At 63.3% G+C, this 25,681-nt stretch carries 27 protein-coding genes; 15 read left to right on the top strand and 12 right to left on the bottom strand.

Features of this window, described 5'->3' with window-relative positions; genetic code table 11:
• The first annotated feature begins 100 nt into the window (after positions 1 to 100).
• Positions 101 to 1,516: an MFS transporter gene (locus tag ACN50D_RS00710; RefSeq protein ID WP_064443409.1), complete on the top strand. Its 1,416-nt coding sequence runs from the start codon at positions 101 to 103 to the stop codon at positions 1,514 to 1,516.
• Here ACN50D_RS00710 and ACN50D_RS00705 read toward each other — a convergent pair.
• Entirely contained in the window at positions 1,513 to 2,409 is an 897-nt protein-coding gene (locus tag ACN50D_RS00705) for a LysR substrate-binding domain-containing protein (RefSeq protein ID WP_030535055.1), read from the bottom strand. The two genes, ACN50D_RS00710 and ACN50D_RS00705, sit on opposite strands and share 4 nt — an antisense overlap.
• An 83-nt stretch (positions 2,410 to 2,492) precedes the next feature.
• Between ACN50D_RS00705 and ACN50D_RS00700 the strand changes: the two genes are divergently transcribed.
• Together ACN50D_RS00700 and ACN50D_RS00695 are read left to right on the top strand one after the other, a co-directional pair.
• Positions 2,493 to 3,407, top strand: a complete 915-nt coding sequence (locus ACN50D_RS00700; protein ID WP_228232565.1) for a CoA transferase subunit A — start codon at positions 2,493 to 2,495, stop codon at positions 3,405 to 3,407.
• The gene (locus tag ACN50D_RS00695; protein ID WP_050654880.1) at positions 3,404 to 4,189 is read left to right on the top strand and encodes a CoA-transferase subunit beta; all 786 of its coding nucleotides are present in this window, start codon (positions 3,404 to 3,406) and stop codon (positions 4,187 to 4,189) included. Before ACN50D_RS00700 ends, ACN50D_RS00695 begins: the two co-directional genes overlap by 4 nt.
• On the opposite strand, the gene ACN50D_RS00690 is transcribed toward ACN50D_RS00695, so the two are convergent.
• Both ACN50D_RS00690 and ACN50D_RS00685 read right to left on the bottom strand, forming a co-directional pair.
• Positions 4,170 to 5,351: a PLP-dependent aminotransferase family protein gene (locus ACN50D_RS00690; protein ID WP_050654879.1), complete on the bottom strand. Its 1,182-nt coding sequence runs from the start codon at positions 5,349 to 5,351 to the stop codon at positions 4,170 to 4,172. The genes ACN50D_RS00695 and ACN50D_RS00690 overlap by 20 nt on opposite strands.
• A 181-nt stretch (positions 5,352 to 5,532) precedes the next feature.
• Complete coding sequence (locus ACN50D_RS00685; RefSeq protein ID WP_003940987.1) at positions 5,533 to 6,936, bottom strand: NAD(P)H-quinone dehydrogenase; 1,404 nt, start codon at positions 6,934 to 6,936, stop codon at positions 5,533 to 5,535.
• 154 nt (positions 6,937 to 7,090) lie between these two features.
• Here ACN50D_RS00685 and ACN50D_RS00680 point away from each other — a divergent pair, with 154 nt between their 5' ends.
• A complete protein-coding gene (locus ACN50D_RS00680; RefSeq protein ID WP_003940753.1) occupies positions 7,091 to 7,561 on the top strand; it encodes a gamma-glutamylcyclotransferase in 471 nt (156 codons plus the stop codon).
• Positions 7,562 to 7,574: 13 nt separating this feature from the next.
• Here ACN50D_RS00680 and ACN50D_RS00675 read toward each other — a convergent pair whose 3' ends face one another.
• The 4 genes from ACN50D_RS00675 to ACN50D_RS00660 are packed head-to-tail and all read right to left on the bottom strand — an operon-like array spanning position 7,575 to position 11,723.
• Positions 7,575 to 8,651, bottom strand: a complete 1,077-nt coding sequence (locus ACN50D_RS00675; RefSeq protein WP_211920469.1) for a hypothetical protein — start codon at positions 8,649 to 8,651, stop codon at positions 7,575 to 7,577.
• A gap of 55 nt (positions 8,652 to 8,706) precedes the next feature.
• Positions 8,707 to 9,855, bottom strand: a complete 1,149-nt coding sequence (locus ACN50D_RS00670) for a M20 family metallopeptidase (protein ID WP_003940741.1) — start codon at positions 9,853 to 9,855, stop codon at positions 8,707 to 8,709.
• Positions 9,852 to 11,012 carry a M20 family metallopeptidase gene (locus ACN50D_RS00665; protein ID WP_003940688.1) on the bottom strand — a complete coding sequence of 387 codons (1,161 nt, stop codon included), beginning with the start codon at positions 11,010 to 11,012 and terminating at the stop codon, positions 9,852 to 9,854. Before ACN50D_RS00665 ends, ACN50D_RS00670 begins: the two co-directional genes overlap by 4 nt.
• A gap of 12 nt (positions 11,013 to 11,024) precedes the next feature.
• The gene (locus ACN50D_RS00660; RefSeq protein WP_003940710.1) at positions 11,025 to 11,723 is read right to left on the bottom strand and encodes an enoyl-CoA hydratase-related protein; all 699 of its coding nucleotides are present in this window, start codon (positions 11,721 to 11,723) and stop codon (positions 11,025 to 11,027) included.
• A gap of 67 nt (positions 11,724 to 11,790) precedes the next feature.
• Between ACN50D_RS00660 and ACN50D_RS00655 the strand changes: the two genes are divergently transcribed.
• Together ACN50D_RS00655 and ACN50D_RS00650 are read left to right on the top strand one after the other, a co-directional pair.
• Complete coding sequence (locus tag ACN50D_RS00655; protein ID WP_007727315.1) at positions 11,791 to 12,588, top strand: purine-nucleoside phosphorylase; 798 nt, start codon at positions 11,791 to 11,793, stop codon at positions 12,586 to 12,588.
• Positions 12,585 to 14,177: a phospho-sugar mutase gene (locus tag ACN50D_RS00650; protein ID WP_211920471.1), complete on the top strand. Its 1,593-nt coding sequence runs from the start codon at positions 12,585 to 12,587 to the stop codon at positions 14,175 to 14,177. The genes ACN50D_RS00655 and ACN50D_RS00650 overlap by 4 nt, the downstream gene beginning before the upstream one ends.
• Here ACN50D_RS00650 and upp read toward each other — a convergent pair.
• Complete coding sequence (gene upp / locus ACN50D_RS00645) at positions 14,174 to 14,797, bottom strand: uracil phosphoribosyltransferase (RefSeq protein ID WP_210378299.1); 624 nt, start codon at positions 14,795 to 14,797, stop codon at positions 14,174 to 14,176. The genes ACN50D_RS00650 and upp overlap by 4 nt on opposite strands.
• 81 nt (positions 14,798 to 14,878) lie before the next feature.
• Between upp and ACN50D_RS00640 the strand changes: the two genes are divergently transcribed.
• Genes ACN50D_RS00640 through ACN50D_RS00620 form a run of 5 tightly spaced genes read left to right on the top strand, consistent with a single transcriptional unit; the run spans position 14,879 to position 18,115 of the window.
• Positions 14,879 to 15,193, top strand: a complete 315-nt coding sequence (locus ACN50D_RS00640) for a type VII secretion target (protein WP_007727320.1) — start codon at positions 14,879 to 14,881, stop codon at positions 15,191 to 15,193.
• Positions 15,190 to 16,182: a C40 family peptidase gene (locus ACN50D_RS00635; protein ID WP_210378297.1), complete on the top strand. Its 993-nt coding sequence runs from the start codon at positions 15,190 to 15,192 to the stop codon at positions 16,180 to 16,182. Before ACN50D_RS00640 ends, ACN50D_RS00635 begins: the two co-directional genes overlap by 4 nt.
• A 9-nt stretch (positions 16,183 to 16,191) precedes the next feature.
• On the top strand, positions 16,192 to 16,533 hold the full coding sequence (locus tag ACN50D_RS00630) for a hypothetical protein (protein WP_050654874.1): 342 nt from the start codon (positions 16,192 to 16,194) through the stop codon (positions 16,531 to 16,533).
• Positions 16,530 to 16,829 carry a YbaB/EbfC family nucleoid-associated protein gene (locus ACN50D_RS00625; protein WP_063316660.1) on the top strand — a complete coding sequence of 100 codons (300 nt, stop codon included), beginning with the start codon at positions 16,530 to 16,532 and terminating at the stop codon, positions 16,827 to 16,829. Before ACN50D_RS00630 ends, ACN50D_RS00625 begins: the two co-directional genes overlap by 4 nt.
• A 47-nt stretch (positions 16,830 to 16,876) precedes the next feature.
• Entirely contained in the window at positions 16,877 to 18,115 is a 1,239-nt protein-coding gene (locus ACN50D_RS00620; RefSeq protein WP_050654873.1) for a hypothetical protein, read from the top strand.
• 15 nt (positions 18,116 to 18,130) lie between these two features.
• Here ACN50D_RS00620 and ACN50D_RS00615 read toward each other — a convergent pair whose 3' ends face one another.
• The 3 genes from ACN50D_RS00615 to ACN50D_RS00605 are packed head-to-tail and all read right to left on the bottom strand — an operon-like array spanning position 18,131 to position 20,918.
• The gene (locus tag ACN50D_RS00615) at positions 18,131 to 19,216 is read right to left on the bottom strand and encodes an adenosine deaminase (RefSeq protein ID WP_050654872.1); all 1,086 of its coding nucleotides are present in this window, start codon (positions 19,214 to 19,216) and stop codon (positions 18,131 to 18,133) included.
• A gap of 9 nt (positions 19,217 to 19,225) precedes the next feature.
• Entirely contained in the window at positions 19,226 to 20,521 is a 1,296-nt protein-coding gene (locus ACN50D_RS00610) for a thymidine phosphorylase (RefSeq protein WP_003940738.1), read from the bottom strand.
• Positions 20,514 to 20,918, bottom strand: coding sequence for a cytidine deaminase (locus ACN50D_RS00605; RefSeq protein WP_042449639.1), 405 nt, complete (start codon positions 20,916 to 20,918; stop codon positions 20,514 to 20,516). Before ACN50D_RS00605 ends, ACN50D_RS00610 begins: the two co-directional genes overlap by 8 nt.
• Positions 20,919 to 21,171: 253 nt before the next feature.
• Between ACN50D_RS00605 and sdhC the strand changes: the two genes are divergently transcribed.
• From sdhC to ACN50D_RS00585, 4 genes are read left to right on the top strand one after another with little or no spacing between them, the layout of a single operon-like run.
• Complete coding sequence (sdhC, locus tag ACN50D_RS00600) at positions 21,172 to 21,576, top strand: succinate dehydrogenase, cytochrome b556 subunit (RefSeq protein ID WP_020969155.1); 405 nt, start codon at positions 21,172 to 21,174, stop codon at positions 21,574 to 21,576.
• Between the two features lies 1 nt (position 21,577).
• Positions 21,578 to 22,033 (top strand): succinate dehydrogenase hydrophobic membrane anchor subunit, encoded by a 456-nt coding sequence (locus tag ACN50D_RS00595; protein ID WP_003940699.1) that lies wholly within the window; start codon positions 21,578 to 21,580, stop codon positions 22,031 to 22,033.
• Between the two features lie 15 nt (positions 22,034 to 22,048).
• Positions 22,049 to 23,800, top strand: a complete 1,752-nt coding sequence (sdhA, locus tag ACN50D_RS00590; RefSeq protein WP_003941011.1) for a succinate dehydrogenase flavoprotein subunit — start codon at positions 22,049 to 22,051, stop codon at positions 23,798 to 23,800.
• Positions 23,800 to 24,567, top strand: coding sequence for a succinate dehydrogenase iron-sulfur subunit (locus ACN50D_RS00585; protein WP_003940925.1), 768 nt, complete (start codon positions 23,800 to 23,802; stop codon positions 24,565 to 24,567). The genes sdhA and ACN50D_RS00585 overlap by 1 nt, the downstream gene beginning before the upstream one ends.
• A 58-nt stretch (positions 24,568 to 24,625) precedes the next feature.
• On the opposite strand, the gene ACN50D_RS00580 is transcribed toward ACN50D_RS00585, so the two are convergent.
• The gene (locus tag ACN50D_RS00580; protein ID WP_083057767.1) at positions 24,626 to 25,648 is read right to left on the bottom strand and encodes a LacI family DNA-binding transcriptional regulator; all 1,023 of its coding nucleotides are present in this window, start codon (positions 25,646 to 25,648) and stop codon (positions 24,626 to 24,628) included.
• Between the last annotated feature and the right edge of the window lie 33 nt (positions 25,649 to 25,681).

Below are 25,681 nucleotides of genomic sequence, written 5' to 3'. Positions count from 1 at the left end.
GACCAAGTTGGTATTGGACGTGACCTACACCACTCTGCGAATCTCATTCAGGCACGCCACGTTTCGGCGCCGCGAATGTTGCAGAGAAAGGTCGCCACGCATGAGTTCACCCACTCGCAGTTCCGAGGAGATCAACGCCAAGGCGCGAAGAGCCGGTATCGCTTCGTTCATCGGAACCACTATCGAGTGGTACGACTTCTACATCTACGGCACTGCCGCTGCCCTGGTATTCGGCGACATCTTCTTCTCCGACACTCTCCCGAACGGAGTCGGAACTCTCCTCGCCTTCATCACGCTCTGGGCAGGCTTCCTCGCCAGGCCGATCGGCGGGATCATCTTCGGACACCTCGGCGACCGGATCGGACGCAAGAACACTCTCGTCATCACCTTGATGATGATGGGTGTCGCCACGGTCGGCATCGGACTCCTCCCCACCTACGCACAGGTCGGGATCTGGGCGCCGATCGGTCTGGTCACCCTTCGCGTCATCCAAGGAGTCGCGGTCGGTGGCGAGTGGGGCGGCGCAGTGCTCATTGCCAGCGAAAATGCACCGAAGGGCAAGAGCATCCTCTACTCCGCGTTCGCCCAACAGGGCTCACCCGCCGGAAATCTGTTGGCCACCATCGCGTTCTTCCTTCTGTCCTCGATGCCGACGCCGTCGTTCCTCCTGTACGGATGGCGCATCCCGTTCATCATCTCGGCGGTGCTGGTCATTCTCGGGATGATCATTCGCCTCAAACTCGAAGAGTCGGACGAGATGAAGGCCGTTCTCGCGCGCAAGAAGGTCGTCAAGCTTCCGCTCGCCGAAGTCTTGCGCAAGCATTGGGTACTGGTTCTCCTCGGCGCCGGCGCACTTCCCCTCGCCCAGGTCACCTATTTCAAGAACACCTTCGCATTGTCCTGGGCTACAAAAGAACTCGGATACGATCGAGGAACCTTCCTGGCCGCCATCGCGATCGCGCTCGTCGTGCAGTTCATCGTCCAACCTTTCGGTGCCGTCCTGGTCTCCAAGATCGACATGCGAAAAGCCATGTGCCTGATGGTGATACCGGAGTTCGTCCTCATGCCCGCCATGTTCTTCGCGATCCGAACCGGGAACTTCACCATCGCAGTCGTCGCGATGTGTCTGGCCACGATCCCGCACTCGATGTTCTACGGCGCCATCGCCGGCGTTCTCGCTCGTGCCTTCCCCGCCAACATCCGTTATACCGGTCTGTCGACGGCGTACCAATTGTGTTCCCTTGTCGTCGGCGGCGGAACTCCCGTACTGGCGCAGTGGATGCTCAACACGTCAGGCAATATCGTCGGGGTCGCGATCGTATCCGGGCTGTACGCCCTTGTCTCGCTGATCTGCACCCTGCTCCTGCTCCGACGTACCGGCTACAACGCGGGCGAACTCTCGACGGCCGAACAAGCGGACTACGACGAACTCGAACTCGAAAACACTCTTGTCAATACTGCGAACTCACCGAAGTCCGAAGCGGGTGAGATTCCTACCGGTCGGGCAACCGTCTAGGCCAGGGACGGCAGCGCCTGCTCGGACAATTTCAACACTTCGAGAAGAGCAGGTCTGTCGTCTCCCTCTCGCCAGGCGATACGCAGTTGAAGAGGAGGAGGTGGGTCCATGACCGGAACAAAGACAACATCAGGATTCACGATGCTCTGGGCCACCGAGGAGATGGTCAACGAGCATCCGATTTCCGCGGACACCAGCGCGATCAACGACATCGAATCCGGTGCCGTCTGCACGATGCGAGCCAGGAACCCTGCGTTCTTCGAGGCAGTGAGCAGAGACTCCCGCAGAATCGAACCTGGCTCCGCCGGAAGCGTCACCCAATTCTCGGACTCCAATTCGATCAACCGAACCGAGTCCCTCGACGCCAACGGGTGGTCTTTGGACATGGCCACCAGAAAGTTCTCCTCGGCGATCAATCTCGACGTGATCCCGAGCGGCGGTACGGTCCACCGCACCATCCCGATGTCGAGTCGTCGATCGAGCAGCATCAACAACGCCTCGTTCGCGAAAGCAGAACTGTCGAGCACGAATTCGATACCGGGATTGGTCTTTCTCACCAATTTCGCCCACCTCCCGACGAGCAGATGCGAAGAAGTCCCCGCGAAACCCAGGCGAACGCGACCTGTCGTTCCCTTGCCTGCCGCAGACACCGCGATCTCGGCCATCCGGCACGCGTCCAGAATCTCGCGCGCCGGAAGCAGCAGCGCTTCACCGGCAGCAGTGAGCCGCACAGTTCGAGTGCTCCGATCGAACAACGGCGAACCGAGCTGTTTCTCGAATTGCCTGATCGTTCGACTCAGCGGCGGTTGCGCAATCCGAAGCCGCTGCGCCGCACGGCCGAAATGTAGCTCCTCAGCCACCGCGAGAAATGCGTTGATCTGATGAATTTCCACCCGACATTGTTGCGCCACACCGGCCGAACATGTCAAGTTCCGAAACCGACCGAGTGCGCGAAAGAACAAGAAGAGGTACACACGTGGACAAGACCCTCTCGATGAAAGAGGCCGTCGGCCGATACGTCGAAGACGGGATGACCGTTGCGCTGGAGGGATTTTCGCATCTCATTCCTTTTGCCGCGGCACACGAGATCATCCGGCAGGGCAGAAAGGACCTCACGCTCTGCCGGATGACGCCGGACATCGTTTCCGATCAACTCGTCGCCGCCGGCTGCGTCCGAAAGCTGGTTGCCTCGTTCTTCGCCAGCGGCTCCGCAGGTTCTCTGTACGAGTTACGCAGACGCATCGAGAACCAGGACCCGCTCCCCCTCGAAGTCGAGGAATACAGTCATTACGGCATGGTGTGCCGGTATCAGGCGGGAGCGGCCAGGCTTCCCTTCTTCCCGCTGCGGTCGTACGCCGGTAGTGATCTACCCGCACTCAACCCACAACTGAGACTCGTCGAGGATCCGTACGGCGGCGGGAGCGTCTACGTTGTGCCGCCGTTGAATCCGGATGTGACGATCATCGGCGCACAGCGAGCGGACACGTCCGGGAACGCACAGATCTGGGGCATCGCCGGGGTGCAGCAAGAAGCCGTTTACGCCGCGAAGAAGGCGATCGTCGTTGTGGAAGAGCTGGTCGACGACGAGGTCATCAGGTCAGATCCGAGCCGAACTCTGATTCCCTCGCATGCAGTCGACGCGGTTGTCGTCTGCCCGCGCGGCGCGCACCCGTCGTACGCACAGGGATACTACGACCGCGATTGCGGCTTCTACCGACGCTGGACCGAGATTTCCAAAGACCCTTCGTTGCTGAGAAATTGGCTCGACGAATGGGTGTACACACTCGGCGATCACGACGAATATCTCGCCAAGCTCGGAGCCGACTACTGGTCGGATCTCGAGGTCGGACCAAAACTCTCCACACCAGTCGACTACGGGAGCAGACTGTGACCACCACGATTGTCAGCGGCAACACCACCTCCACCGAAACGATCGTCGCCGTCGCGGCACGCGAGTTGGCGGGTAAGCGCCGGGTCTTCGCCGGAGTCGGGCTCCCCACGCTCGCAGTCGATCTCGCGCGCCACACGTCGAATCCGGACGTAGAACTGATCTACGAATCCGGAGTGTGCGGCGCGCATCCGTCGGCGATGGCCGAAGGTATCGCCGACTCCGTCGTGGTCTCCGGCGCCGAATCCGTGCTCAGTATGGCCGCACTCTTCGGTTATGTCCTGCAAGGTGGCAACGTCGACGTCGGTTTTCTCGGGGCCGCTCAAATCGATCGAACGGGAAGCCTGAACACAAGTTTCATCGGTGACTGGAAGAACCCGACGGTCAGACTGCCCGGAGCAGGCGGGGCCGTCGAGATCATCGCGAACGCGGCCGAGATCTTCGTCGTGATGCGTCGCCACGACCTCAGTTCCTTTCCGGCCGCGCTCGACTTCTGCACCTCACCCAGCCCCGCCCGCGCCCACGCCAGCGGAAAGGGCATCATGCCGGCAGGTGCAGGAGTGACAAAGGTGTTCACCAACCTCGGTGTCCTGACACACCAGGGCCCCGGCGGCGAGTTGGAGCTGACCAGTGTCCACGAAGGCATCTCGGTCCATCAGGTGCGAGAGGCGACGGGATGGGATCTGGCCGTCGCCGACCACGTCACCGTCACCACCCCGCCGTCCGGTACGGAGATCGATCTGCTCCGCAACACTATCGACAAAGTCAGGCTGTACCTGCGGTGACACTGTCCCGGAGCCTGCCGACGGCGTCGACCAGCACCGCTTCGGGATACGTCGCGAAACACAGTCGAGCGCTTCGACCAAGGTCCGCTTCGACCGCGAAGGCCGAACCTGGGACAAATGCCACGCCATGCGCGAGCGCGGCACCCAGGAGTTCGGTGGTGTCGACGTCGTCGAGGAAATCCATCCAACAGAACATCCCGCCGCGGACCTCGGAAAAGCGTGCACGCCCACTCAATTCCGCCTCGGCGGCCGTGACCAACGCCTTCGCCCTCGCGCCGTACCCCGCTCGAAGCACGTCGAGATGCGCGTCGAACCATTCGACGTCGGAGAAGAGGTCTGCGGCGATCTGCTGTGTGAGCGAAGACCCGCACAGGTCAGCGCCTTGCTTGATCAGTTCGACCGCCTCGCAGACCTTTCGGTCGCCGTGCAGCCAGCCGACGCGCAGCGCCGGTGCCAACACTTTGGAAGCACTGGACAGCCGAATCACCCTGTCCGACAACGCCGCCAGCGGTGCGGGCGGTTTCTCGCCGAAGTACAGTTCGCCGTACGGGTCGTCCTCGAGAACCCAGAACCCGTATCGGTCCGCCAGTGCCGCCAAGTGCGCTCGCCGCTGCGCCGAAAGCACCGCGCCGCGCGGGTTGTGGAAATTGCTCACGGTGTGAACAACTTTGGGCCGAAGACCGGCGTCGAGTTTCGCTTCGAGCGCGTCGGTGTCCATTCCGTCCTCGTCGAGCTGGACGGGAACGAGACGGGCCTGCGCCGTTCGAAAGACCTGCAGCGCACCGGTATATGCCGGTTCCTCCACGACCACGACGTCACCGGCGTCGAGGAGGACCTGCGCGAGCAAGCTCAAACCTTGCTGAGAACCGTGGGTGATCACGACTTCGGACACGTCGAGTGTCCGCTTGATCTTGGATGATTCGCGCTCGGCGATCACCTCACGGAGGCGCAGCAGGCCGGAGGTCTCGCCGTACTGAACGGACGAGGGGTCACCGAGTGCGTCGTGGGCTGCCTTCGAGATTCGCTCCCGCGGAATGAAATCGGGATCGGGCAGTCCGCCGGCCAAGCTGATGACGTCGGGCCGGGCAGTCAGGGTGAGCAGATCGCGAATTGCAGAACTACGGAGTCCGTCCATGCGAGCGGACAGCGCGGCGTGTGTCATATGAAGCTCCCAGGCACGCAGAATGAAGGTCAGAGGAAAAACACCCTGAGCCGTCCTGGGTCAACGGGGCGGGAGAGCGCCGAGATACCGACCCTTGATTCGGTCGGTATCTCGACTATCCCACCAATACTTCAGTATGTGAAACAGAGTTCCCACATTGTAAGAAGACTCTGGTCGGTTGTCAGTCCAGGTCGTCGTGACGCATGAGCTGACGAGCAGCCTCGGTGATCGATCCGGTCAGCGACGGGTACACCGAGAACGTCTGCGCCAGGTCGTTGACCGTCAGGTTGTTCTGTACGGCGATCGCGATCGGCAGGATCAATTCCGAAGCAGTGGGTGCGACCACAACACCGCCGATGACCACGCCGGTAGCCGGGCGGCAGAAAATCTTCACGAATCCGCGACGCAAACCGGACATCTTGGCGCGCGGGTTGGTGTTGAGCGGCAACATGACGGTGCGCGCAGGCACCTCTCCGTTGTCGATCGCTGCCTGCGAAACACCCACCGTTGCAATTTCGGGGCGTGTGAAGACGGCCGACGCGACGGTCTTCAACTTGATCGGGCTGACGCCTTCACCCAGTGCGTGGTACATCGCGATACGTCCCTGCATCGCAGCCACCGACGCGAGCGGGAGCAGTCCGGTGCAGTCACCGGCAGCGTAGATACCGGAAACCGTGGTGCGCGAGACCCGGTCGACACGCAGGTATCCACCCTTGTCCAACTCGATGCCGACCCGCTCCAGGCCGAGACCGTTGGTGTTGGGGACGGAACCGACGGTCATCAGAGCGTGGCTTCCTTCGACCGTGCGGCCGTCGGAGAGCTTGACGACGATGCCCTTCTCGGTGCGCTCGACGGCGTCCGCGCGGGCGTGCTTGACGAGGGTGACACCGCGCTCGGCGAGGGCGTCCTCGAGCACGAGCGCCGCATCGGCATCCTCGCCGGGCAGAACACGGTCGCGACTGGACACGAGCGTGACCTTGACGCCCATCTCGGTGTACGCGGAGACGAACTCGGCACCGGTGACACCGGAACCGACCACGACCAGGTGCTCGGGAAGCTCGTCCAAGTCGTAGAGCTGGCGCCACGTCATGATTCGCTCACCGTCGGGCTCGGCTCCCGGGATGATGCGGGGGCTGGCGCCGGTGGCGATCAACACGACGTCTGCGTCGATGGTCTTCTGCTCGCCGCTTCCGAGCGTCGCGCGAACCTGGTGTGCTGCCATTCCGAGGAGTGGATCGGTCAGTTCGGCGGTGCCGGAGAGAACCTCGACGCCTACCGTCTGCAACCGTGCGCGAATGTCCGAGGACTGGGACAACGCGAGACTCTTGACTCGGGAGTGGATCTTCGGCAGTGACACCGAAGCCTGCTCCGGATCCAGAGTGATGCCGAGGTCGGATGCACGACGCATGTCGGTGCGGATTCCGGTGGACGCGATGAACGTCTTCGACGGGACACAGTCGAACAGCACACACGCACCGCCGACGCCGTCCGAATCGACCAGGGTGACCGTGGCCCCGTGCTGCGCGGCTACCAGTGCCGCCTCGTAGCCGGCGGGTCCGCCACCGATGATCACGATCCGGGTCATGTGTCCTCCAAGTCCTCGCGTGGCCGGCAGGGGTCTCCCGTCGACCAGTGTCACGCTATTCGAGCACCACGTGTCGCGCAGTGCTTGTACCAGATTACTTGCGTCCGGTGGTCCGCTTCGCCACACCCTCGGACCACGGTTTAGGCTTGCGCCCGTGTCGATTTATGCCGCCTACGGTTCCAACATGCATCCCGAGCAGATGTTGTTGCGCTGCCCACACTCCCCCATGTCCGGGACAGGGTGGCTGCGAGGCTGGCGCCTGACCTTCAGCGGCGAGGACCTCGGCTGGGAGGGTGCTCTCGCCACCGTGGTCGAAGATCCCGATTCCAGTGTTTTCGTGGTGCTCTACGACGTCCCGGAAGAGGACGAAGTGAGTCTGGACCGCTGGGAAGGTGCCGAACTGGGTCTGCACCGCAAGATCCGCGTGCGGGTCGACACCGCCGGCGACGCGGTACTTGCGTGGCTCTACGTCATGGATGCGTACGAAGGCGGGCTGCCGTCGGCCCGCTACATCGGTGTGATGGCCGACGCTGCCGAGATTGCCGGAGCGCCGGCCGAGTACGTACGAGAGTTGCGGACGAGAAACAGCCGCAATGTCGGTCCGGGTAACGGTGTTACCGATTAGATAGCTGTCCTGCTCAAAGCAGCAGGAAATACGCGAGCACTGCCAGTGCTGCGAGCACCACCACAACCGTCACGCCGATGAGCACACGCTTGGAACCGCGCGACTCCGATTCGCCTGCGACAACTGCAGTTTCCGGCTCGGCGGTCGCCACCCCGGCAGCGGTTTCTGCCGCCACCTTCTCGCGTCCCAGGGTGTCGAACACCTCGGTCACGTCGTGTGAAGGCGGCAATCCGATCGGCACGATAGTGTGCGACGTCGAGGTGAATCCGGCAGCCAGAATTGCGGCTCCCAGCGCAGCCGACTGCTCAGGTCCGGGACCGAGTTCACATCTGACACCGAGCTTTTCGGCAATCCTGGCCGCTATGGACATCATGGCCGCTTTGTCTGTCGCCGGTTCGCCGTCACCGGTGACGACTACGGCGTCCAGGTTCTCCGGCATCCAACCGAACGCACCCAGAGCCGTCGCGAGGCGTGAACTCGGCGAACTCCCGTCGCCGGCAAAGCCGAATGCACGGCCGGCCGCGACACCAGAACGCACGAGGGTGACCGCTGCCCCGGTGTCGTCCACGTGATAGATGCCGATGAGCGTGCCGGCGAGTGCCGCGATTTCCGACTCGAACCACGCCGACACGGCCTCGGCATCCGAGACGAGTGTGACCCGTTCGAGGCCCGCGTAGACCAGCGAATCCTGCATGAGGGCCGCTGTCGATGAGTCCCAGCGTGACGGGTAGGTCGCGACGATGTCGGGCGCTCCCCCGCTTCGACCACCACGATCGGGCAGCGGCTCGCATTCCTGCAACAGACAGCGAATCGAGGTCGCCACCAAATCCTCGGCGCGGTAACGAGTATCGGCAGTTCCCGCGACGCCACTCGGGTCCCCGACGCGACCGACAAAGCCCGACCAGCTCTCGGCGAACTCACGGCCGGCACCCAGTTGCTCGGTGCCACCGAGCACCGTCGTTCCGTCCTTGCGTTGATTGAGGATCGTGTCCCGAACCAATACCACCGGATCGGCCGAACCCGGATCGTTCGACGCAACGACAGCCGTCGACACCAATGTGCCGATTCGCACTCCCACACCTATGGACATGCCCGTACCTTCACTCGAACGACACGAAAAACGGTACCCCCGACGGGAACCGGAACTATCCCAGAACCAGGCTCGTCAGAACCTTCACACCGACGCCGAGTGCTCGCTCGTCGAGATCGAAAGTGGGTTGGTGGATGTCGAGCTGATCGCCCTCACCCGACCACACGCCGAGCCGCGCCATGGCACCCGGCACGGTTTCGAGGTACCACGAAAAGTCTTCGCCACCACCGGATTGCGGGGTGTCCGCCAAAGCATCTTGTCCGACGGTCGCGATGGCGTCCTCGAACATCCGAGTGGACACCTCGTCGTTGACGACCGGAGGCACTCCGCGACGATAGTTGAGTTGGTAGCGAACTCCGGTGGGTGCGAGCAGTCCGTGGACGATTTCTTCCACGAGCGGTTCGAGCAACTCCCAGGTGTCGTGATCGCCGGTACGTACCGTGCCCGTCATCATGCCGGTCTGCGGAATCGCGTTGGGCGCCTGACCTGCGCTGACCGCGCCCCACACCATGACGGTTCCGGTACGCGGATCGATACGACGGCTGAGCATTCCTGGCAGCCCGGTCACGACGGTGCCGAGCGCGTAGATCAGATCCGTGGTCAAATGCGGCCGCGACGTGTGCCCACCCGGAGAGTCGAGGACGACCTCGATCGTGTCGGCAGCAGAGGTGATCGCGCCCAGGCGCATTCCGACCTGGCCTGCCTCGAGTCGCGGATCGCAGTGCAGAGCAAAGATTCTGGACACACCGTCGAGCGCGCCCGCGGCGATGACGTCGAGTGCTCCGCCAGGCATGACTTCCTCGGCGGGCTGGAATATCAGCCGAACCCCGACGGGAAGTTCGGGCAGCGTGGCCAGAGCCAGTCCGGCGCCGAGCAAGATGGTGGTGTGGGCGTCGTGCCCGCATGCATGGGACACACCGGGGACCGTGGACGAGTACGTCGCCCCGGTCGCTTCCTGCATCGGCAAAGCGTCCATGTCGGCGCGCAGTGCGATTCGTGGACCCTCCGGTCCGATATCGCACGTGAGACCGGTGCCACCGGGAAGGATCTTCGGCGACAATCCAGCGGCAGTGAGGCGGGTGGCGACGAATTCGGTGGTCGCGTATTCGCGGCGAGCCAACTCCGGGTTGGCATGGATGTGTCGACGCCACGCGACGAGGTCGTCGGTGTGCGCGTGAATCCACGTGTCGATTGCCGCGTTCACCGGCGATCTACCCCTTCCAACAGACGGGCGCGTTGTTCTGGATCGGACGCTACCCGGACAGCAGTGCGGGCCAACGCAATTGCACCGTCGACGACCGCTCGATCTGCGGAGGTGGTGATACACGCAGCCGCGAACTCCGGCTGATGTGTCACTGCCCCCGATGAATCCAAGCCTATGACCGGGTGAATTCCCGGAATCACATTGGTCACATTACCCATATCCGTACTACCCAGTGGACGGGAGCGCTCCCATTCCGCTGCCAGTGGCACCCGCCCGAGATCGACGATCTGTTCACGGTACGCCGCCGCCAGCCACGGATCGGGGGTCAGCTCGGTGTAAGTAGGCGATACCGTGCGGATTTCGTGGGTGCACCCGGTGCCGAGTGCACCCGAGGCGAAGCACGCGTCGGCACGCTCGGACAGATTGGCCAACGACGCGGCCGTTTCGGCACGCAGGTAGTAGAGCAATTCGGACCGAGCCGGAACGATGTTGGGAGCCGTGCCGCCGTCACTGACGATTCCGTGAATCTGTTGACCTGGCTGCAGGTGCTGACGCAACAGTCCGACCGCCACCTGAGCGAGCGTCGCTGCGTCGGCGGCGTTACGACCGAACTCCGGCGCAGCAGACGCATGCGCCTCGCGACCGTGATAACTCACGGCGATGTCCGCCAAGGCCAGCGAGGTCGCACCGATGATGTCGATCGGCCCTGGATGAACCATCATGGCAGCGCCGACGCCGTCGAAGGCACCACGCTCGAGCATCAGGACCTTGCCGCCACCGGTTTCCTCCGCGGGAGTACCGATCACTCGGACTGTGATACCCAGTTCGTCGGCCACGGTAGCCAACGCGATGCCGGCCCCGACCGCGGCGGCGGCAATGATGTTGTGCCCACAGGCATGACCGATCTCGGGCAACGCGTCGTACTCGGCGCAGATCGCGATGACCAACTCTCCGCTGCCGTAGGTGGCATCGAAGGCCGTCGGCAGATCGACGATCCCGTGAGTGACCGCGAAACCGTGCTGCGCCAGCAGGTCCGACACTTTGGCAGCGCTGCGGAACTCCTCGAAGGCGAGTTCCGGGTCGCTGTGAATCGAATGCGACAGCGCAATCAGATCGGCCTCTACGGACCTGACTGCGCTGTCGACATTCTGGTTCACGCGATCATTGTCTCACCCGAAGGAGAAGTTGCTCTTGTCAGTCACCTGAGCGAGGTCTGCAAGAGCATCGCGGTGGATGCCTGCCTTGATTCCCGCCAAGTTCTTGCCGTGAGTCGACGTAAGTGCCGACGCCTTGGCCACAGCAGCGGCGAGCACTCCGTCTCCGTCGACCGTTTCCTGCACGATGCCCGCAGCAAGTGCGTCGGCACCGCCGAAGCGACGCCCCGTCGTCATCGCGTCGACTGCCGTCTGCTTGGGCAGACGACTGTTCAACAGTGCTGACATGCCGACAGTGAACGGCATGTTCAGTCCGACCTCGGGGAGGCAGTAGAAGCCGCGGTCCGCGCGCATGATCTGGAAATCGTGCGAGGACGCGAGCATGGCGCCGGCGCCGAACGCGTGCCCCTGCACGGCCGCGACCGTGGCCATCGGGAAGGTCAGCAAACGGCTGTAGATGGTGTGGACCTTGTCCAGGTAGCCGGGCAGACCGTCGAGATTGCCGAAGATCCACGTCGTGTCCAGGCCGTTCGTGTAGAACTTGCCCGTCGCCGTCGTCACCAGGGCTGCGGGACCCTCGTGCGCTTCGACCTCGTCCAACTTGCTGTGAACAGCGTCGATCCACTCGGGGCCGAAGCGGTTCTCGTTGTCCGTTTCGCCCTCGTTGCCGAGGTACAGGATGAATACGTCGCCGTCGCGTTCGAGATAAGGCATGGATGGGAGAGTAACGCCCGCCAACTCACCCGGCGAACCGACCCGACTCCTCAGTAGGGTTGCTCACATGGGAACGATCGCCGAGGCCGCCGCCGCTGCTCTGTCCGCCATGACTGGCTCTTCGTCACCGTCAGTCGCCATCGTGCTCGGGTCGGGGTGGACCGATGCCGCAGACGTGTTCGGCGACGCCGGTGCGGACGTGACAGCCGAAGTCTCGATGGCGGATCTTCCTGGCTTCGCCCCACCGTCCGCCCTCGGCCATGCGGGCACCATTCGTTCGGTGCGCGTCGGAAACACCGAAGTCCTGCTGCTGCTCGGGCGCGCGCACGCATACGAGGGCCACGATCTCGGTACCGTCGTCCACCCGGTCCGGACAGCCATTGCTGCCGGCGCCGACACCGTCATCCTCACCAATGCGGCCGGCGGTATCCGCGAGGACTACGCAGTGGGACAACCAGTGCTGATCAGTGACCACCTGAACCTGACGGCCCGCTCTCCCCTCGTCGGCGCAGAGTTCGTCGACCTGGTCGACGCCTACTCGCCGGAACTGCGTGCGCTGGCTCGCTCGATCGACCCGGACCTTGCCGAGGGTGTTTACGCCGGGCTTCCCGGTCCGCATTACGAGACTCCGGCCGAGATTCGAATGCTTCGTACACTCGGCGCCGATCTGGTCGGCATGTCGACGGTTCACGAGACCATCGCGGCCCGCGCGCTCGGCGCCCGCGTTCTCGGCATCTCCATGGTCACCAATCTGGCCGCCGGAATCACGGGCGCCCCACTGGACCATCAGGAGGTGCTGGCGGCAGGCAAAGCTTCGGCGGCCCGGATGGGAGTGCTGCTGCGCCAACTGGTCGAGCAGCTGTGACACCACTGAACGTCAACGAGTGGATCGACGCCGATCCGGACCCAGTTACCCGCGCAGAATTAGCCGCCCTTTCCGAACATGAACTGGCCGAACGCTTTTCCGCACCGCTGACGTTCGGCACTGCTGGGCTTCGCGGGCCGGTACGCGGCGGACCCAACGGCATGAACCTCGCGGTCGTCATCCGGACCACGGCCGGTCTGGCGGCCTGGCTGACAGCTCGCTGCCAGGGCGGGTCCCGCGTTGTGGTCGGCCGCGACGCCCGGCTCGGTTCAGAGGCATTTGCTCTGGCCGCCGCCGAGGTCATGGCAGCGGCCGGGTTCGAGGTGACCCTGCTCCCCCGCCCACTGCCGACACCGCTGGTGGCGTTCGCGGTGCGCAGGCTCGGGGCAGCGGCAGGTATCCAGATCACCGCCTCCCACAATCCTGCCGCCGACAACGGTTACAAGGTGTATCTCTCGGGCGGAGCGCAACTCGTCTCCCCCGCCGATCGTGAAATCGAGAGCGAGATCGCTCGCATCGGTAGTGCCGCCGACGTCGCGCGAGCATCGGTGATTCCGGCCGACGATTCTCTGGTCGAGGAGTACATCGCCCGCATCGCGACCCTCCCGCACGGCGACGCCCGCTCGATCCGGATTGCGCTCACGGCAATGCACGGCGTCGGGGGTGAGACTGCGACCGCGGCTCTGCGAGCAGCAGGATTCGAGGACCTGCACGTCGTGGCGGAGCAGTTCGATCCCGACCCCACGTTTCCGACCGTCGAGTTCCCCAATCCCGAAGAGCCCGGCGCCGCAGACCGCCTGCTCGCCCTTGCCCGAAGTGTCGACGCGGATCTGGCGATCGCACTCGACCCGGATGCCGACCGCTGCGCCGTCGGAGTTCGCGACGGTGATCAGTGGCGCATGTTGCGCGGCGACGAAACCGGGGTGCTCCTGGCCGACCACGTACTGAGCACGGCGCCCGAAGATTCGTTGGTGGCGACGACGATCGTCTCCTCGACCCTGCTCTCGAAGTTGGCGAAAGCCCGCGGAGCCAGGTTTGCGCAGACACTCACCGGATTCAAGTGGCTCACGCGCGCCGGCGACGGACTCGTCTACGCCTACGAGGAAGCGATCGGGCACTGCGCCGATCCGGATGTGGTGCGGGACAAGGACGGAATCTCAGCTGCCGTTCTGGTGGCTGACTTGGCTGCCACCCTCGCGGGCAGCAACAGAACCCTGTTGGACGTTCTAGGCGACTATGCCGTCGAATTCGGACTGCATTGCGGGGACCAAGTATCCCGCCGCGTCGAGGACTCGAGTGACATCGCGGAAATGATGAAACGGCTACGCGCCGATCCGCCAAGCCAACTCGCGGGCGAGCCGGTCACGACCGAGGACTTGTCCCTGGTTCGCGGTGGTATGCGCACCGACGCAGTGATATTCGACGGGCCGTCGATCCGCGTGGTTGTTCGACCGTCCGGAACCGAGCCCAAGCTCAAGTGCTATCTCGAAGTTGTCGTCCCGGTGGCGAACCGCGCCGACCTCGCGAACGCAGTAGAGCAGGCGAAGGCCCGGCTGGCCGAACTCCGAACCTTCGCCCTTTCGCTCTAGCGGGGTCCGAACTGCCGATCGCCGGCGTCACCGAGACCGGGGACGATGAAAGCGTTCTCGTCGAGTCCGTCGTCGATGCTCGCGATGACCAGACGAACCGGGTGGCCGGACGCTGCCAGCGCGTCGACGCCGGCCGGAGCGGCCACGACGCACACTGCCGTGACATCCGTCGCGCCACGCGCAACCAGCAAGTCGATGGTGTGCACCATCGAACCACCGGTGGCGAGCATCGGATCGAGCACGAACACCGGGATCCCGGACAGATCCGCCGGCAGGGATTCGAGGTACGGAACCGGCTGATGAGTCTCTTCGTCACGTGCCATTCCGACAAAGCCGACGCCGGCCGACGGAATCAGCGCACTCGCCTGTTCGACCATGCCCAGACCGGCCCGCAGCACCGGTACCAACAACGGCGGCTTCGCGAGCCGGATGCCCGTCGTCGCTGCTACCGGGGTGTCGACCGGAAATTCCTCGACCTCCGCGTCACGCATGGCCTCGTAGACCAGCATGTGCGTGAGCCTGCGAAGTGCGGAACGAAAAGATGCGTTCTCACTGCGTGCATCACGCATTGTCGTCAAGAGGGCCGCCGCGAGCGGATGGTCGACTACGTGCGTTTGCATGACCATCAGAATAGTTCCTCGGGAACCGGAGCACCCCGCGCGGCGTCCAAGAGGGAGTAAGCGCAACGGGGGGAAGACAAGTTGACAAATCTGGATCTGGACACTGAAAGCATCGCGGAGTTCGCCACGCGGTTGGGCACTGTTGCCGACAACGTCGCGCAAGCTCGACAGGACGCGGCGGGTGGCGATCACTTGGCTCTGTCCACTGTGCTGGGGCTGATCGGCGGCGACTTCGTCGATGTCGCGAGCCGAGCACAGCAAGCGCACATCGACGACATCGATCGACTGTCCGCTGTGATCTCCAGCGTCCAGTCAGCCACCCGCGACGCTCACGCCGTCTATCTCGACTCCGAGGAATCGGTACGAAGGACTCTCGCTGAAGCCGCACGCTCATGATCGACGTCGACGCACTCGCACGACCGATCATCGACCTGGTCGACACTGTCGGGACTGGTGTCCCCAGCGCAAGTGGACCCGACGTCGGCATCCGAATCGCCACGGACGCCCTCGAGATCGCCTACCAACTGGGAAGCGCGGCACTGAGCGAACTGGCGTCCTCTCAGAGTTCGTCGACTGCTCTCACTGCTGCGGTGACCAAAACCGAGCAGACGCAGACGTCGACGCGAAACCTCGCCGATCGCGGAAACGACATCGCCGGCGTCGTGGACGAAGCGACAACGTCCGTGTACGCGGGAATGACCGAACTCGGTGAGATTCTCCAGTCGTTTCTGACACTCGCGATCAAGGCCGGGCCGACGCTGATGACACCGACGGGCCAATTGATGTTGTTGTCGGCCGCGTTGGAGCACCTCGGACGCGCGGTATCGGTTATCGAGCGGGTACGCGGTGAGCTGGCCGGGTCGACCGACAAGATGTCCGCACTCGTCCCGTCCGTCCCGATACCCGATCCCGCACCTGGGGTCTCCGAGTCGGCGGGTGGTTCCGGTTCCGTCGGTGGTTCCGGTTCCGCAAGTGGTTCCGGTTCCGTCGGTGGCGTTGAGGTCGAACTTCCCGACGGCTCGATTGCCACCGCACCGAACGCCGAGGCCGCTGCTGCCGTACGCAACGCGCTCACTCAACAGGGTGTCCCGTACGCCTGGGGAGGCACGACACCCGGAGTCGGTCTGGACTGCAGTGGTCTGACGCAATGGGCGTACGGCCAGGCCGGAGTCGATATTCCGAGGTTGGCTCAGGAACAGGGAATCGGGAACCAGGTCGATCAGAACAATCTGATGCCGGGCGACCTCGCGGTCTGGGACGGACACGTCGCCATGGTGATCGGCAACGGTCAGATGGTCGAAGCCGGCGATCCTGTCGAGATCAGCGCCATCCGAACCACGAACAGCAGCATGGGCTTTCACGGCTTCTACCGTCCGACGGAATGACAGGGAATCATGCCCGAGAACAAGCGCGAATCACCGCCGATCATCACAGCCGTAGCCGTCAACCGCAACGGAACCATCGCGGTCCGCGCCACGGAGCACGCCGTGCCCGTGGACCTGCGGATCAGCCAGGACGAACTGCGGTACGGCGGGCAGCGGTTGGCGCAGCAGATACTCACGCTGTGCTCACATGCAGCAATCGAAGCCGGCGCCCGCCATCGTGTGGAGCTCGAGGAGACCGGAGTCCCGGCAGCGATCCTCGATCGGCTCGGTCTCCCGACCCGAGACGAACTGGCCGATGTCGACGCCGCCGAGGGCCAGAACCTTCCGTCGAGCTGGATGCGTTCGATATGAGCGAGATTGATCGAATCATGGAGCTGGCGAAACACCGGACGGGACTCTTGCAGGACGCCGTCGACGGGGTCGGCGCTCTTCGGGTAGTCGTCTCGAGCGAGGGTGGGATAGTCACGGCGACTGTCGACGGGCTGGGCGCTCTGGTCGACCTACGGATCACCGACGCAGTCACCGCGATGAATTCTCAGACGGTGGCCGCATTGACGGTGGCCACGATTCACCAGGCAGTTCGACAGTCCAACGACGAACGCGAGCGACTGGTCAGTGAGCTCCGAGTAGCCCTGAAACAAACGTGACGAACCCCCGCTATGCCTTTCGCGCTGCGGTGGATAGGCTTCCGCCCATGGCTGGAGACATCGTCCCTATCGAAATCGGACTCACCGACGGAGACCTCGTCACTTTGTGGGCACCTCGCTGGCGCGAGGGCGACGACGAGTGGGAAGCGTTTCTCGGCCATGAGGAAGACCTCTACGGGTTCTCCTCCGTCGCGGAACTCGCGGCCTTCATCCGAACGGACTCCGACAACGACCTGGTCGAGCATCCGGCGTGGGCCGTCGTCTCCGGACTGTCGGCAGCCGAGTTGGAACCGGAAGAGAACTTCACGTTCGATTTCGTCGGCGTGCCGGAACTGGCCGCAGGTGACCCTGAGGCACTGGCGGTCTCGGAACTCGAAGACACCCTGAACATGGCTCGCAACATCGGTGAGGTGTGCGAACTCGACGCGGTCATCCGCTTCTTCAGCGGCCATCCGGTACTCGGCGCGCTTGCCACCGGCGCCGGCACCTTCGAAGGCCGCGAAGGCCTGGAGTTGTGGGACCAGGTCGGCGCTGCGATCGTCAAGGACTGGGACGCCGTTCTCGACGCCATCGACAAGGTGGTCACCTCCCCGAAGGTCGATGCAGCTGCTGTGGCGGTCGCCGAAGCTGAACTGCTCGCTGCCGCCGAGAACACCGTCGACGCCGACGATGTCGCCGAGGAGGGCGAGGACGAGGAATTCGACGAAGACGACCTCGAAGAGGACGAAGACGAAGTCGAGACCTTCTGGGGTGAGGTCGGTGTCGACCCGATCCGCATCATCACCTCGGCCGAGACGTTCTACACTCTGCGCTGCTACATGGGGGATCAGGCGATCTTCCTCGGCAAGGACGGACTGATCACCGTCTTCCGTAGCGAGCGCGCACTCGCTCGCTACCTCGCCGACAACCACGAACACGATCTCTCGCAGGTCAGTACGTACGGCGAAATTCAGAATGCGGCCGTCGACGGTTCACTCGAAATCGAGGTCACGGACGAGAACGTCTACGTTCTGCCCGGTATCGCCGACGACCTCGCCCAGGGCCCGGACGTCGTAGATGCCGAGCAGCTGGAACTCGCAGTCGAATTGTTCACCGATGCAGCAGATTTCGCCGACGACGACTCCACCGAGGAGGCTCTGTCCGCGTCGAACGAGCTGGGTTGGTACGTCTCGTACCTCCTCAACCCCGATCCGTCGCGGATGGCTCCGAGTGCGCCGTTCACCAAGGAATCCGAGGCCTGGCGCGAACTCGAACGCGAGTTCGAGACCCGGCTTCGATCTGAGTAGTCGGGCGCACGTCATCTAGCCGATGAGCACGGCGTAGCCCGGCTTGATGACGTCGTCGATCAACGCGAGGCGCTCGTCGAACGGGATGAAGGCCGACTTCATCGCGTTGATGGTGAAGCGTTCGAGATCGGTCCATCCGTAACCGAAGGTCTCGACCAACGCGGCCATTTCCCGGCTCATGGTGGTGTCGCTCATCAGCCTGTTGTCGGTGTTGACGGTCACTCGGAAGCGCAAGTCCGCCAAGAGTCCGAACGGATGGTCCGCCAGGGCGGCTACGGCCCCGGTCTGCACGTTCGAACTCGGGCACAGTTCCAGGGGAATGCGCATGTCACGGACGTAATTCGCGAGCCGACCCAACTCTGCCCCACCTTGCACTCCTACGTCGATGTCGTCCACGATCCGCACGCCGTGGCCCAACCGATCCGCTCCGCAGAAGGCGATGGCTTCGTGGATCGACGGCAACCCGAAAGCCTCACCCGCGTGAATCGTGAAGTGAGCGTTCGCATCACGCATGTACTCGAAAGCATCGAGGTGCCGGCTCGGTGGGTTACCGGCCTCGGCACCGGCGATGTCGAACCCGACAACCCCGCGGTCCCGGAATCGCACCGCGAGTTCGGCGATCTCCCGCGACCGCGCGGCATGCCTCATCGCCGTGAGAAGACAGCCGATGCGGATCTCCCGTCCCGCGACCCTGGCAGCGGATTCGCCGGCCCGGAAACCTTCGAGAACGTGCTCGACGACCTCGTCCAAACTCAGGCCTTGTTCCAGGTGCTGCTCGGGCGCAAAACGGACCTCGGCATAGACGACGTTGTCGTCGGCCAGATCCTCGGCACACTCACGTGCCACCCGTGCAAGCCCTTCGGGGGTCTGCATCACGGCGACTGTGTGCGCGAACGTTTCGAGGTAGAGCTCGAGCGATCCACTGTCAGCGGCAGTTCGGAACCATTGCGCCAGTTCGGATGCCGTATTCGCCGGCAGCTCGTCGTAGCCACATTGCTCGGCCAGTTCGAGAACGGTCTCGGGTCGGAGTCCTCCGTCGAGATGATCGTGGAGAAGAACTTTGGGTGCGCTGCGGATCGTGGTCAACTCCGGTGCGTTCATTCGCCAACGCTAACGCGAATCACCCACAATTCGCTCGATGAGCAACGGTCGCGAAACGGTGTCGGAATCGGTCCCGATCGACCATCCACCGCCGAGGCTTCGTCGCGCTGCATCAAATCTCTCGGGAGTGTCGGTGTGCAATGTCATCAGCTTCTGCCCGGCACGGACCACGTCGCCAGGCTTTGCATGCATCTCGATGCCGGCACCGGCCTGAACGGCTTCGCCCTGCCGTTCGCGTCCGGCTCCCAGTTTCCAGGCCGCGATGCCCACCGCCATGGCGTCGAGTCGGGTCAGTACGCCGTCTCGGTCCGCGGTGACAACGTCGCTGTGCCGGGCCACCGGCAGCGTCGCGTGTGGGTCCCCACCTTGTGCGGCGATCATCGCGCGCCACCGGTCCATTGCCGTGCCGTCGGCCAGTTTGTCGGCGGGGTCGATACCGTCGATCCCGGCCGCGGACAGCATCTCCCGAGCCAGGACCAGGGTCAGCTCGACGACGTCCGACGGCCCGCCGCCTGCCAGCACCTCGACGGATTCACGTACCTCGAGGGCGTTGCCCGCCGTCAATCCGAGCGGGGTGTCCATCCCGGTGATGAGAGCGCTTGTACGCACGCCGGCGTCGTTGCCAAGCTCGACCATCGTGCGTGCCAACTCTCGCGCGTCGCCGAGGTCCTTCATGAACGCTCCGGAACCGACCTTGACGTCGAGCACCAGGGCGCCGGTTCCCTCGGCAATCTTCTTGCTCATGATCGAACTTGCGATCAGCGGAATGGATTCCACCGTTCCGGTCACGTCGCGCAGCGCGTAGAGCTTCTTGTCCGCGGGGGCCAGATTCGCTCCGGCAGCGCAGATCACCGCGCCGATTTTCGGGTCCGAGAGAATGTCGACCATCTCCGTCGCCGTGAGCTCGGCTCGCCAACCTGGAATGGCCTCGAGCTTGTCGAGAGTTCCACCGGTGTGGCCGAGTCCGCGGCCCGACAACTGCGGGACTGCAAGACCACAGGCAGCGACGAGGGGTGCAAGCGGAAGGGTGATCTTGTCCCCCACTCCACCGGTCGAATGCTTGTCGACGGTGGGCAGCGGCAAGTCCGAAAAGTCCATCCTCCCGCCGGATTCGATCATCGCCTCGGTCCATCGACCGGTCTCTGCTCGCGACATTCCGCGGAAGTAGATCGCCATCGCGAGCGCCGACATCTGCTCGTCACCGACGATCCCCTGTGTGAACGCCTGAACTATCCAGTCGATCTCGGTTCCCGACAGCTCGCGGCCGTCACGCTTGGCGCCGATGATGGAAACTGCGTCAAACATGGCGGAGCCCCTCTGCTTGTTCCGGCCCGAAAGCATCAGGCAACAGCTCGCTCAGCGGCTTGAACCCACTGCTCGTGTCGACAAGCATCTCACCCCCGCCGTGCTCGAGAAGAAGCTGTCTGCACCTGCCGCATGGCATCAGAATCGAGCCCTTCGCGTCGCAGCACGTGAAGGCAATCAGCCGCCCGCCCCCGGTGGCGGCCAAGTTACCGACGAGTCCACATTCGGCACACAGGCTCAAACCGTATGAGACATTTTCCACATTGCATCCTGAGACGATCCGACCATCGTCTACCAGGGCAGCTGCACCCACTGCATAGCCCGAGTACGGTGCATAAGCCTGCCGCATGACCACTTGCGCGTTGTGCCGCAACAACTTCCAGTCGATGTCACCCATGGTTCGTTATCCAATCACGCCGACTGAATGGATGCAGAAACCACGCCGAAACCGTCTCGGCGAGATTGGAAAGGCAAACCTTACAAAGAGTTTGGTACGCGTACGAATCCCGCATCTGATTAGTTCCCGGTTTCACATAGGTTTAGAGTCTGAGTCAAGTCGGTTCAGGATCCCGTCGAGCCCGGGCTGAGGTACATCGAAGCTCTCTGCAGGCTCGACGCGTCCACCAATGACGTTGGAGGCACAGCACTCGATGAGTACTACGACTGAAGCCGCTCCTCAGAAGGAGCGCACGAGGTCGCTTTACCGGGGCGACCCCGGAATGTGGTCCTGGGTTCTACACCGGATCACAGGCGTCGCTACTTTCTTCTTCCTATTCGTACACGTTCTCGATACGGCACTCGTTCGGGTCAATCCCGATACGTACGACGCCGTCATCGACACGTACAAGAACCCCCTCGTCGGCCTCATGGAGATCGGCCTCGTCGGCGTAGTCCTCTACCACGCCCTCAACGGCGTGCGCGTGATGTTGGTGGACTTCTGGTCGAAGGGCCCGAAGTACCAGCGCGTCATGCTCTGGACCATTCTGACGATCTGGTTCCTGGTGATGATCCCAGGCGCCGGACGCATCCTCATCAACATGTTTGCGGAGCACTGACATGGCGACTACTCACGGACCCGAAGCCAAGAGCCTGGGCACCTCATACGACCGTCCCGCAAGCCTGGACAACCCGCGGTCCCCGCGCGCGAAGGCTCGGAACAACTTCGAGTTGTACGCATGGCTCTTCATGCGCTTCTCCGGCGTCGCCCTGATCGTTCTGGTCCTGGGCCACATGTTCATCATGCTGATGCTCGACGGTGGCGTTCACCGTTTGAACTTCGCGTTCGTCGCAGGTCGCTGGTCCAGCCCGTTCTGGCAGTTCTGGGATCTGACGATGTTGTGGCTGGCACAGCTGCACGGCGGTAACGGTCTGCGCACGGTCATCGCGGACTACTCCCGCAAGGACTCCACGCGCTTCTGGCTGACCACGATCCTCGTTCTCTCGATGATCCTGATCATGGGCCTGGGCACGTACGTCATCTTCACCTTCGACCCCAATATCTCGGCGAGCTAGGGGAGCACAGACTTCATGCAGGAACATCGTTATGACGTGGTCATCGTCGGCGCCGGTGGCGCAGGCATGCGTGCGGCAATCGAAGCTGGCCCCCGTGCCCGCACGGCCGTACTGACCAAGCTCTACCCCACCCGCAGCCACACCGGCGCGGCCCAGGGCGGCATGTGTGCCGCACTGGCGAACGTGGAGGAAGACAACTGGGAGTGGCACACCTTCGACACCGTCAAGGGCGGCGACTACCTCGCCGACCAGGACGCCGTCGAGATCATGGCCAAGGAGGCCATCGATGCGGTGCTCGACCTCGAGAAGATGGGTCTGCCGTTCAACCGCACGCCCGAAGGCAAGATCGACCAGCGTCGATTCGGTGGCCACACACGCGACCACGGCAAGGCACCCGTCCGCCGTGCGTGTTACGCCGCCGACCGCACCGGTCACATGATCCTGCAGACGCTCTACCAGAACTGCGTCAAGCACGACGTCGAGTTCTTCAACGAGTTCTACGCGCTCGACATCGCCATCACCGAGACCGAGGACGGCCCGGTTGCCACCGGTGTCATCTGCTACGAGCTCTCGACCGGCGAGCTGCACATCTTCCACGCCAAGTCGATCGTCTTCGCGACCGGCGGCTCGGGACGCATGTACAAGACGACGTCCAACGCGCACACCCTCACCGGTGACGGCATGGGCATCATCTTCCGCAAGGGCCTGCCCCTCGAGGACATGGAGTTCCACCAGTTCCACCCGACAGGACTCGCCGGTCTCGGCATCCTGATCTCGGAAGCCGTCCGCGGTGAAGGTGGCATTCTCCGTAATGCCGACGGTGAACGCTTCATGGAGCGTTACGCACCCACCATCAAGGACCTCGCTCCGCGTGACATCGTGGCTCGTTCGATGGTCCTCGAGGTTCTCGAAGGCCGCGGCGCCGGCCCGAACAAGGACTACGTCTACATCGACGTGACGCACATCCCCGAGGAAGTTCTCGACGAGAAGCTCCCCGACATCATGGAGTTCTCGCGCACCTACCTCGGCGTGGACCCCGTCAAGGAGCCCGTGCCCGTCTACCCGACGTGCCACTACGTCATGGGCGGTATCCCCACCAAGATCAACGGTGAGGTGCTGCGCAACAACGACGAGATCGTCAAGGGTCTATACGCGGCCGGCGAATGCGCCTGTGTCTCCGTACACGGTGCAAACCGTCTCGGTACCAACTCGCTCCTCGACATCAACGTGTTCGGCCGTCGCGCCGGCATCGCTGCCGCCGAGTACGCGAACTCCACCGAGTTCGTCGACATGCCGGAAACCCCGGCCGCGATGGTCGAAGACTGGGTCGGCGTCATCCTGTCCGATCACGGCCACGAGCGCGTTGCGGACATCCGCACCGAGCTGCAGCAGTCGATGGACAACAACGCCTCCGTCTTCCGCACCGAAGAGCGCCTCACCCAGGCTCTCAAGGATGTGCGTGCTCTCAAGGAGCGCTACAACCACATCACGGTCCAGGACAAGGGCAAGCGCTACAACAGCGACCTGCTCGAGGCCATCGAGCTGGGCTTCCTCCTCGAAATGGCAGAGGTCACCGTCGTCGGCGCCCTCAACCGCAAGGAATCGCGCGGCGGCCACGCTCGCGAGGACTTCCCGGATCGCAACGACGCCGAGTACATGAAGCACACGATGGCGTACAAGGAGGGTGACGGCCTGCTCTCCGACATCCGTCTGGACTACAAGCCGGTGATCCAGACCCGCTACGAGCCGATGGAGCGTAAGTACTGATGTCTGCGCCTGCTGTAGATGCACCCAAACTCCCCGCTGTTCCCGAGGGGGCCGTCATGGTCACTCTCAAGATCGCGCGGATGAATCCCGAATCGGGCGAGGGCCAGCACTGGGACAGTTTCCAGGTCCCGGCACTGCCCACCGACCGTCTGCTCAATCTGCTGCTGTACGTAAAGGGTTACCTCGACGGCACCCTCACGTTCCGTCGCAGCTGCGCACACGGAGTCTGTGGATCGGACGCGATGCGGATCAACGGTGTGAACCGTCTGGCCTGCAAGCTGCTGATGAAGGACATGCTGCCCAAGGACGGCAAGCCGGTCACCATCACGGTCGAGCCCATCAAGGGCCTGCCCGTCGAGAAGGACCTGGTTGTCGATATGGAGCCCTTCTTCGACGCATTCCGCGCCGTGAAGCCGTTCCTCATCACCAGTGGCAACGAGCCCACTCGTGAGCGCATCCAGAGCCAGCACGACCGTGCTCGTTTCGACGACACCACCAAGTGCATCCTCTGCGCATGCTGCACCACGTCGTGCCCCGTGTACTGGAGCGACGGCAGCTACTTCGGTCCCGCTGCCATCGTGAACGCACACCGGTTCATCTTCGACAGCCGTGACGAGGCCGCTTCCGAGCGTCTCGACATCCTGAACGACAAGGACGGCGTGTGGCGTTGCCGCACCACGTTCAACTGCACCGACGCGTGCCCCCGCGGCATCCAGGTGACAAAGGCTATTCAGGAAGTCAAGCGAGCACTGCTCTTCGCTCGATAGTCAGGCCTTCGGCCCTGTGCGCGGTTAGGGAGTCTCCGGACTCCTTGACCGCGCACAGCTATGTCGGGGGCATGTTGAGCGGTGTCACGACTTGGACCGGTGACGTCGTAAAGCCGAAGTGAGCGCCCATGGCGCCGTGTTCCTTCATGACCACCTGACAGGCAGTGCGAACATCCGCACGCAGATCGTGGTGGAGCACCGCCGATATTCGCTTCTCCCCCAGCAACTTTCGATTGTCACCGTCGAGATCGTGGGCGATGAAGACACTGCACTCCCGGTTCAATTCTTCGAACGCGTCGACCGTGGCCAGGTTGCCACCACCGATCGAATACACGGCACGGATCTGCGGATCGGATTCGAGTGCCGCTCGCACCAATTTCCTACTCGTCTGATCCAGACCGTCACTGTTCGGAATGTCGATCAACCGTCGATGCGGAGCCGAGACTCGCATGGCGGAGCGAAATCCCATCTCCCGTTCTTCCTCCCCGCGGAAGAACCCACTGCTCATGCTGACCAGCACGTTGCCTTCCCGATCCCCCAGCCACTGATCTATCAAGTACGCGGCGGTGGCTCCAGCGGCTCGGTTGTCGATGCCGATGTAGGCGGCTCGCCTGCTGCCGGCAACGTCGGTCACCAACGTGACGACCGGAATCCTTGCCGCCACCAACCGGTCGATCGCCGCCACGACTTCCGGAGTGTCGGGAGCCTTGACGATGACTCCGTGGGAGCCACGCCGGCGAATCTTGTCGAGCGTCGACGTCATCGCTTCTACCGAACCGGTTTCACGAAAGTGAAACCTGGAACGAACTACAGCGGGTGCAAGGGTGGGCAGTTCGGCCTCGAGCGCGTCACGGACGGCGTCGGAAAACCTTGCAGGAGTTTGCAACACGACGTCGACGATGAACGTGCGACCGACCAGTTTCAGTTGCGAGCGTTGACGTTCCAGGTCCGTGATCGCCTGGCGAACCTCCGATCGTGTGCCGTCGCGAACTCCAGGACGGTCGTTGAGCACCCGGTCGACGGTGGCCTCACTCAGGCCCGACTGCTGAGCGATCTCCCGTACTTTGAATCGATGCGCCACAACTACCTCACGATGATGGATATTTGATGGTTT

It is taken from the genome of Rhodococcus sp. SB1D, from assembly GCF_048573875.1.
Classification (GTDB): domain Bacteria; phylum Actinomycetota; class Actinomycetes; order Mycobacteriales; family Mycobacteriaceae; genus Rhodococcus_F; species Rhodococcus_F qingshengii.
The sequence above is the reverse complement of the archived record's forward strand: the minus strand, read 5'-3'. Positions and strand labels throughout refer to the sequence as shown.

Excerpts from the sequence above, each read along its gene's own strand:
- ACN50D_RS00710 (WP_064443409.1), top strand. The coding sequence starts at position 101 with ATGAGTTCACCCACTCGCAGTTCCGAGGAGATCAACGCCAAGGCGCGA.
- ACN50D_RS00690 (WP_050654879.1), bottom strand. The coding sequence starts at position 5,351 with ATGACACACGCCGCGCTGTCCGCTCGCATGGACGGACTCCGTAGTTCT.
- ACN50D_RS00685 (WP_003940987.1), bottom strand. The coding sequence starts at position 6,936 with ATGACCCGGATCGTGATCATCGGTGGCGGACCCGCCGGCTACGAGGCG.
- ACN50D_RS00675 (WP_211920469.1), bottom strand. The coding sequence starts at position 8,651 with ATGTCCATAGGTGTGGGAGTGCGAATCGGCACATTGGTGTCGACGGCT.
- ACN50D_RS00660 (WP_003940710.1), bottom strand. The coding sequence starts at position 11,723 with ATGCCTTATCTCGAACGCGACGGCGACGTATTCATCCTGTACCTCGGC.
- ACN50D_RS00655 (WP_007727315.1), top strand. The coding sequence starts at position 11,791 with ATGGGAACGATCGCCGAGGCCGCCGCCGCTGCTCTGTCCGCCATGACT.
- upp (WP_210378299.1), bottom strand. The coding sequence starts at position 14,797 with ATGCAAACGCACGTAGTCGACCATCCGCTCGCGGCGGCCCTCTTGACG.
- ACN50D_RS00635 (WP_210378297.1), top strand. The coding sequence starts at position 15,190 with ATGATCGACGTCGACGCACTCGCACGACCGATCATCGACCTGGTCGAC.
- ACN50D_RS00630 (WP_050654874.1), top strand. The coding sequence starts at position 16,192 with ATGCCCGAGAACAAGCGCGAATCACCGCCGATCATCACAGCCGTAGCC.
- ACN50D_RS00625 (WP_063316660.1), top strand. The coding sequence starts at position 16,530 with ATGAGCGAGATTGATCGAATCATGGAGCTGGCGAAACACCGGACGGGA.
- ACN50D_RS00620 (WP_050654873.1), top strand. The coding sequence starts at position 16,877 with ATGGCTGGAGACATCGTCCCTATCGAAATCGGACTCACCGACGGAGAC.
- ACN50D_RS00615 (WP_050654872.1), bottom strand. The coding sequence starts at position 19,216 with ATGAACGCACCGGAGTTGACCACGATCCGCAGCGCACCCAAAGTTCTT.
- ACN50D_RS00610 (WP_003940738.1), bottom strand. The coding sequence starts at position 20,521 with ATGTTTGACGCAGTTTCCATCATCGGCGCCAAGCGTGACGGCCGCGAG.
- ACN50D_RS00605 (WP_042449639.1), bottom strand. The coding sequence starts at position 20,918 with ATGGGTGACATCGACTGGAAGTTGTTGCGGCACAACGCGCAAGTGGTC.
- sdhC (WP_020969155.1), top strand. The coding sequence starts at position 21,172 with ATGAGTACTACGACTGAAGCCGCTCCTCAGAAGGAGCGCACGAGGTCG.
- ACN50D_RS00595 (WP_003940699.1), top strand. The coding sequence starts at position 21,578 with ATGGCGACTACTCACGGACCCGAAGCCAAGAGCCTGGGCACCTCATAC.
- sdhA (WP_003941011.1), top strand. The coding sequence starts at position 22,049 with ATGCAGGAACATCGTTATGACGTGGTCATCGTCGGCGCCGGTGGCGCA.
- ACN50D_RS00585 (WP_003940925.1), top strand. The coding sequence starts at position 23,800 with ATGTCTGCGCCTGCTGTAGATGCACCCAAACTCCCCGCTGTTCCCGAG.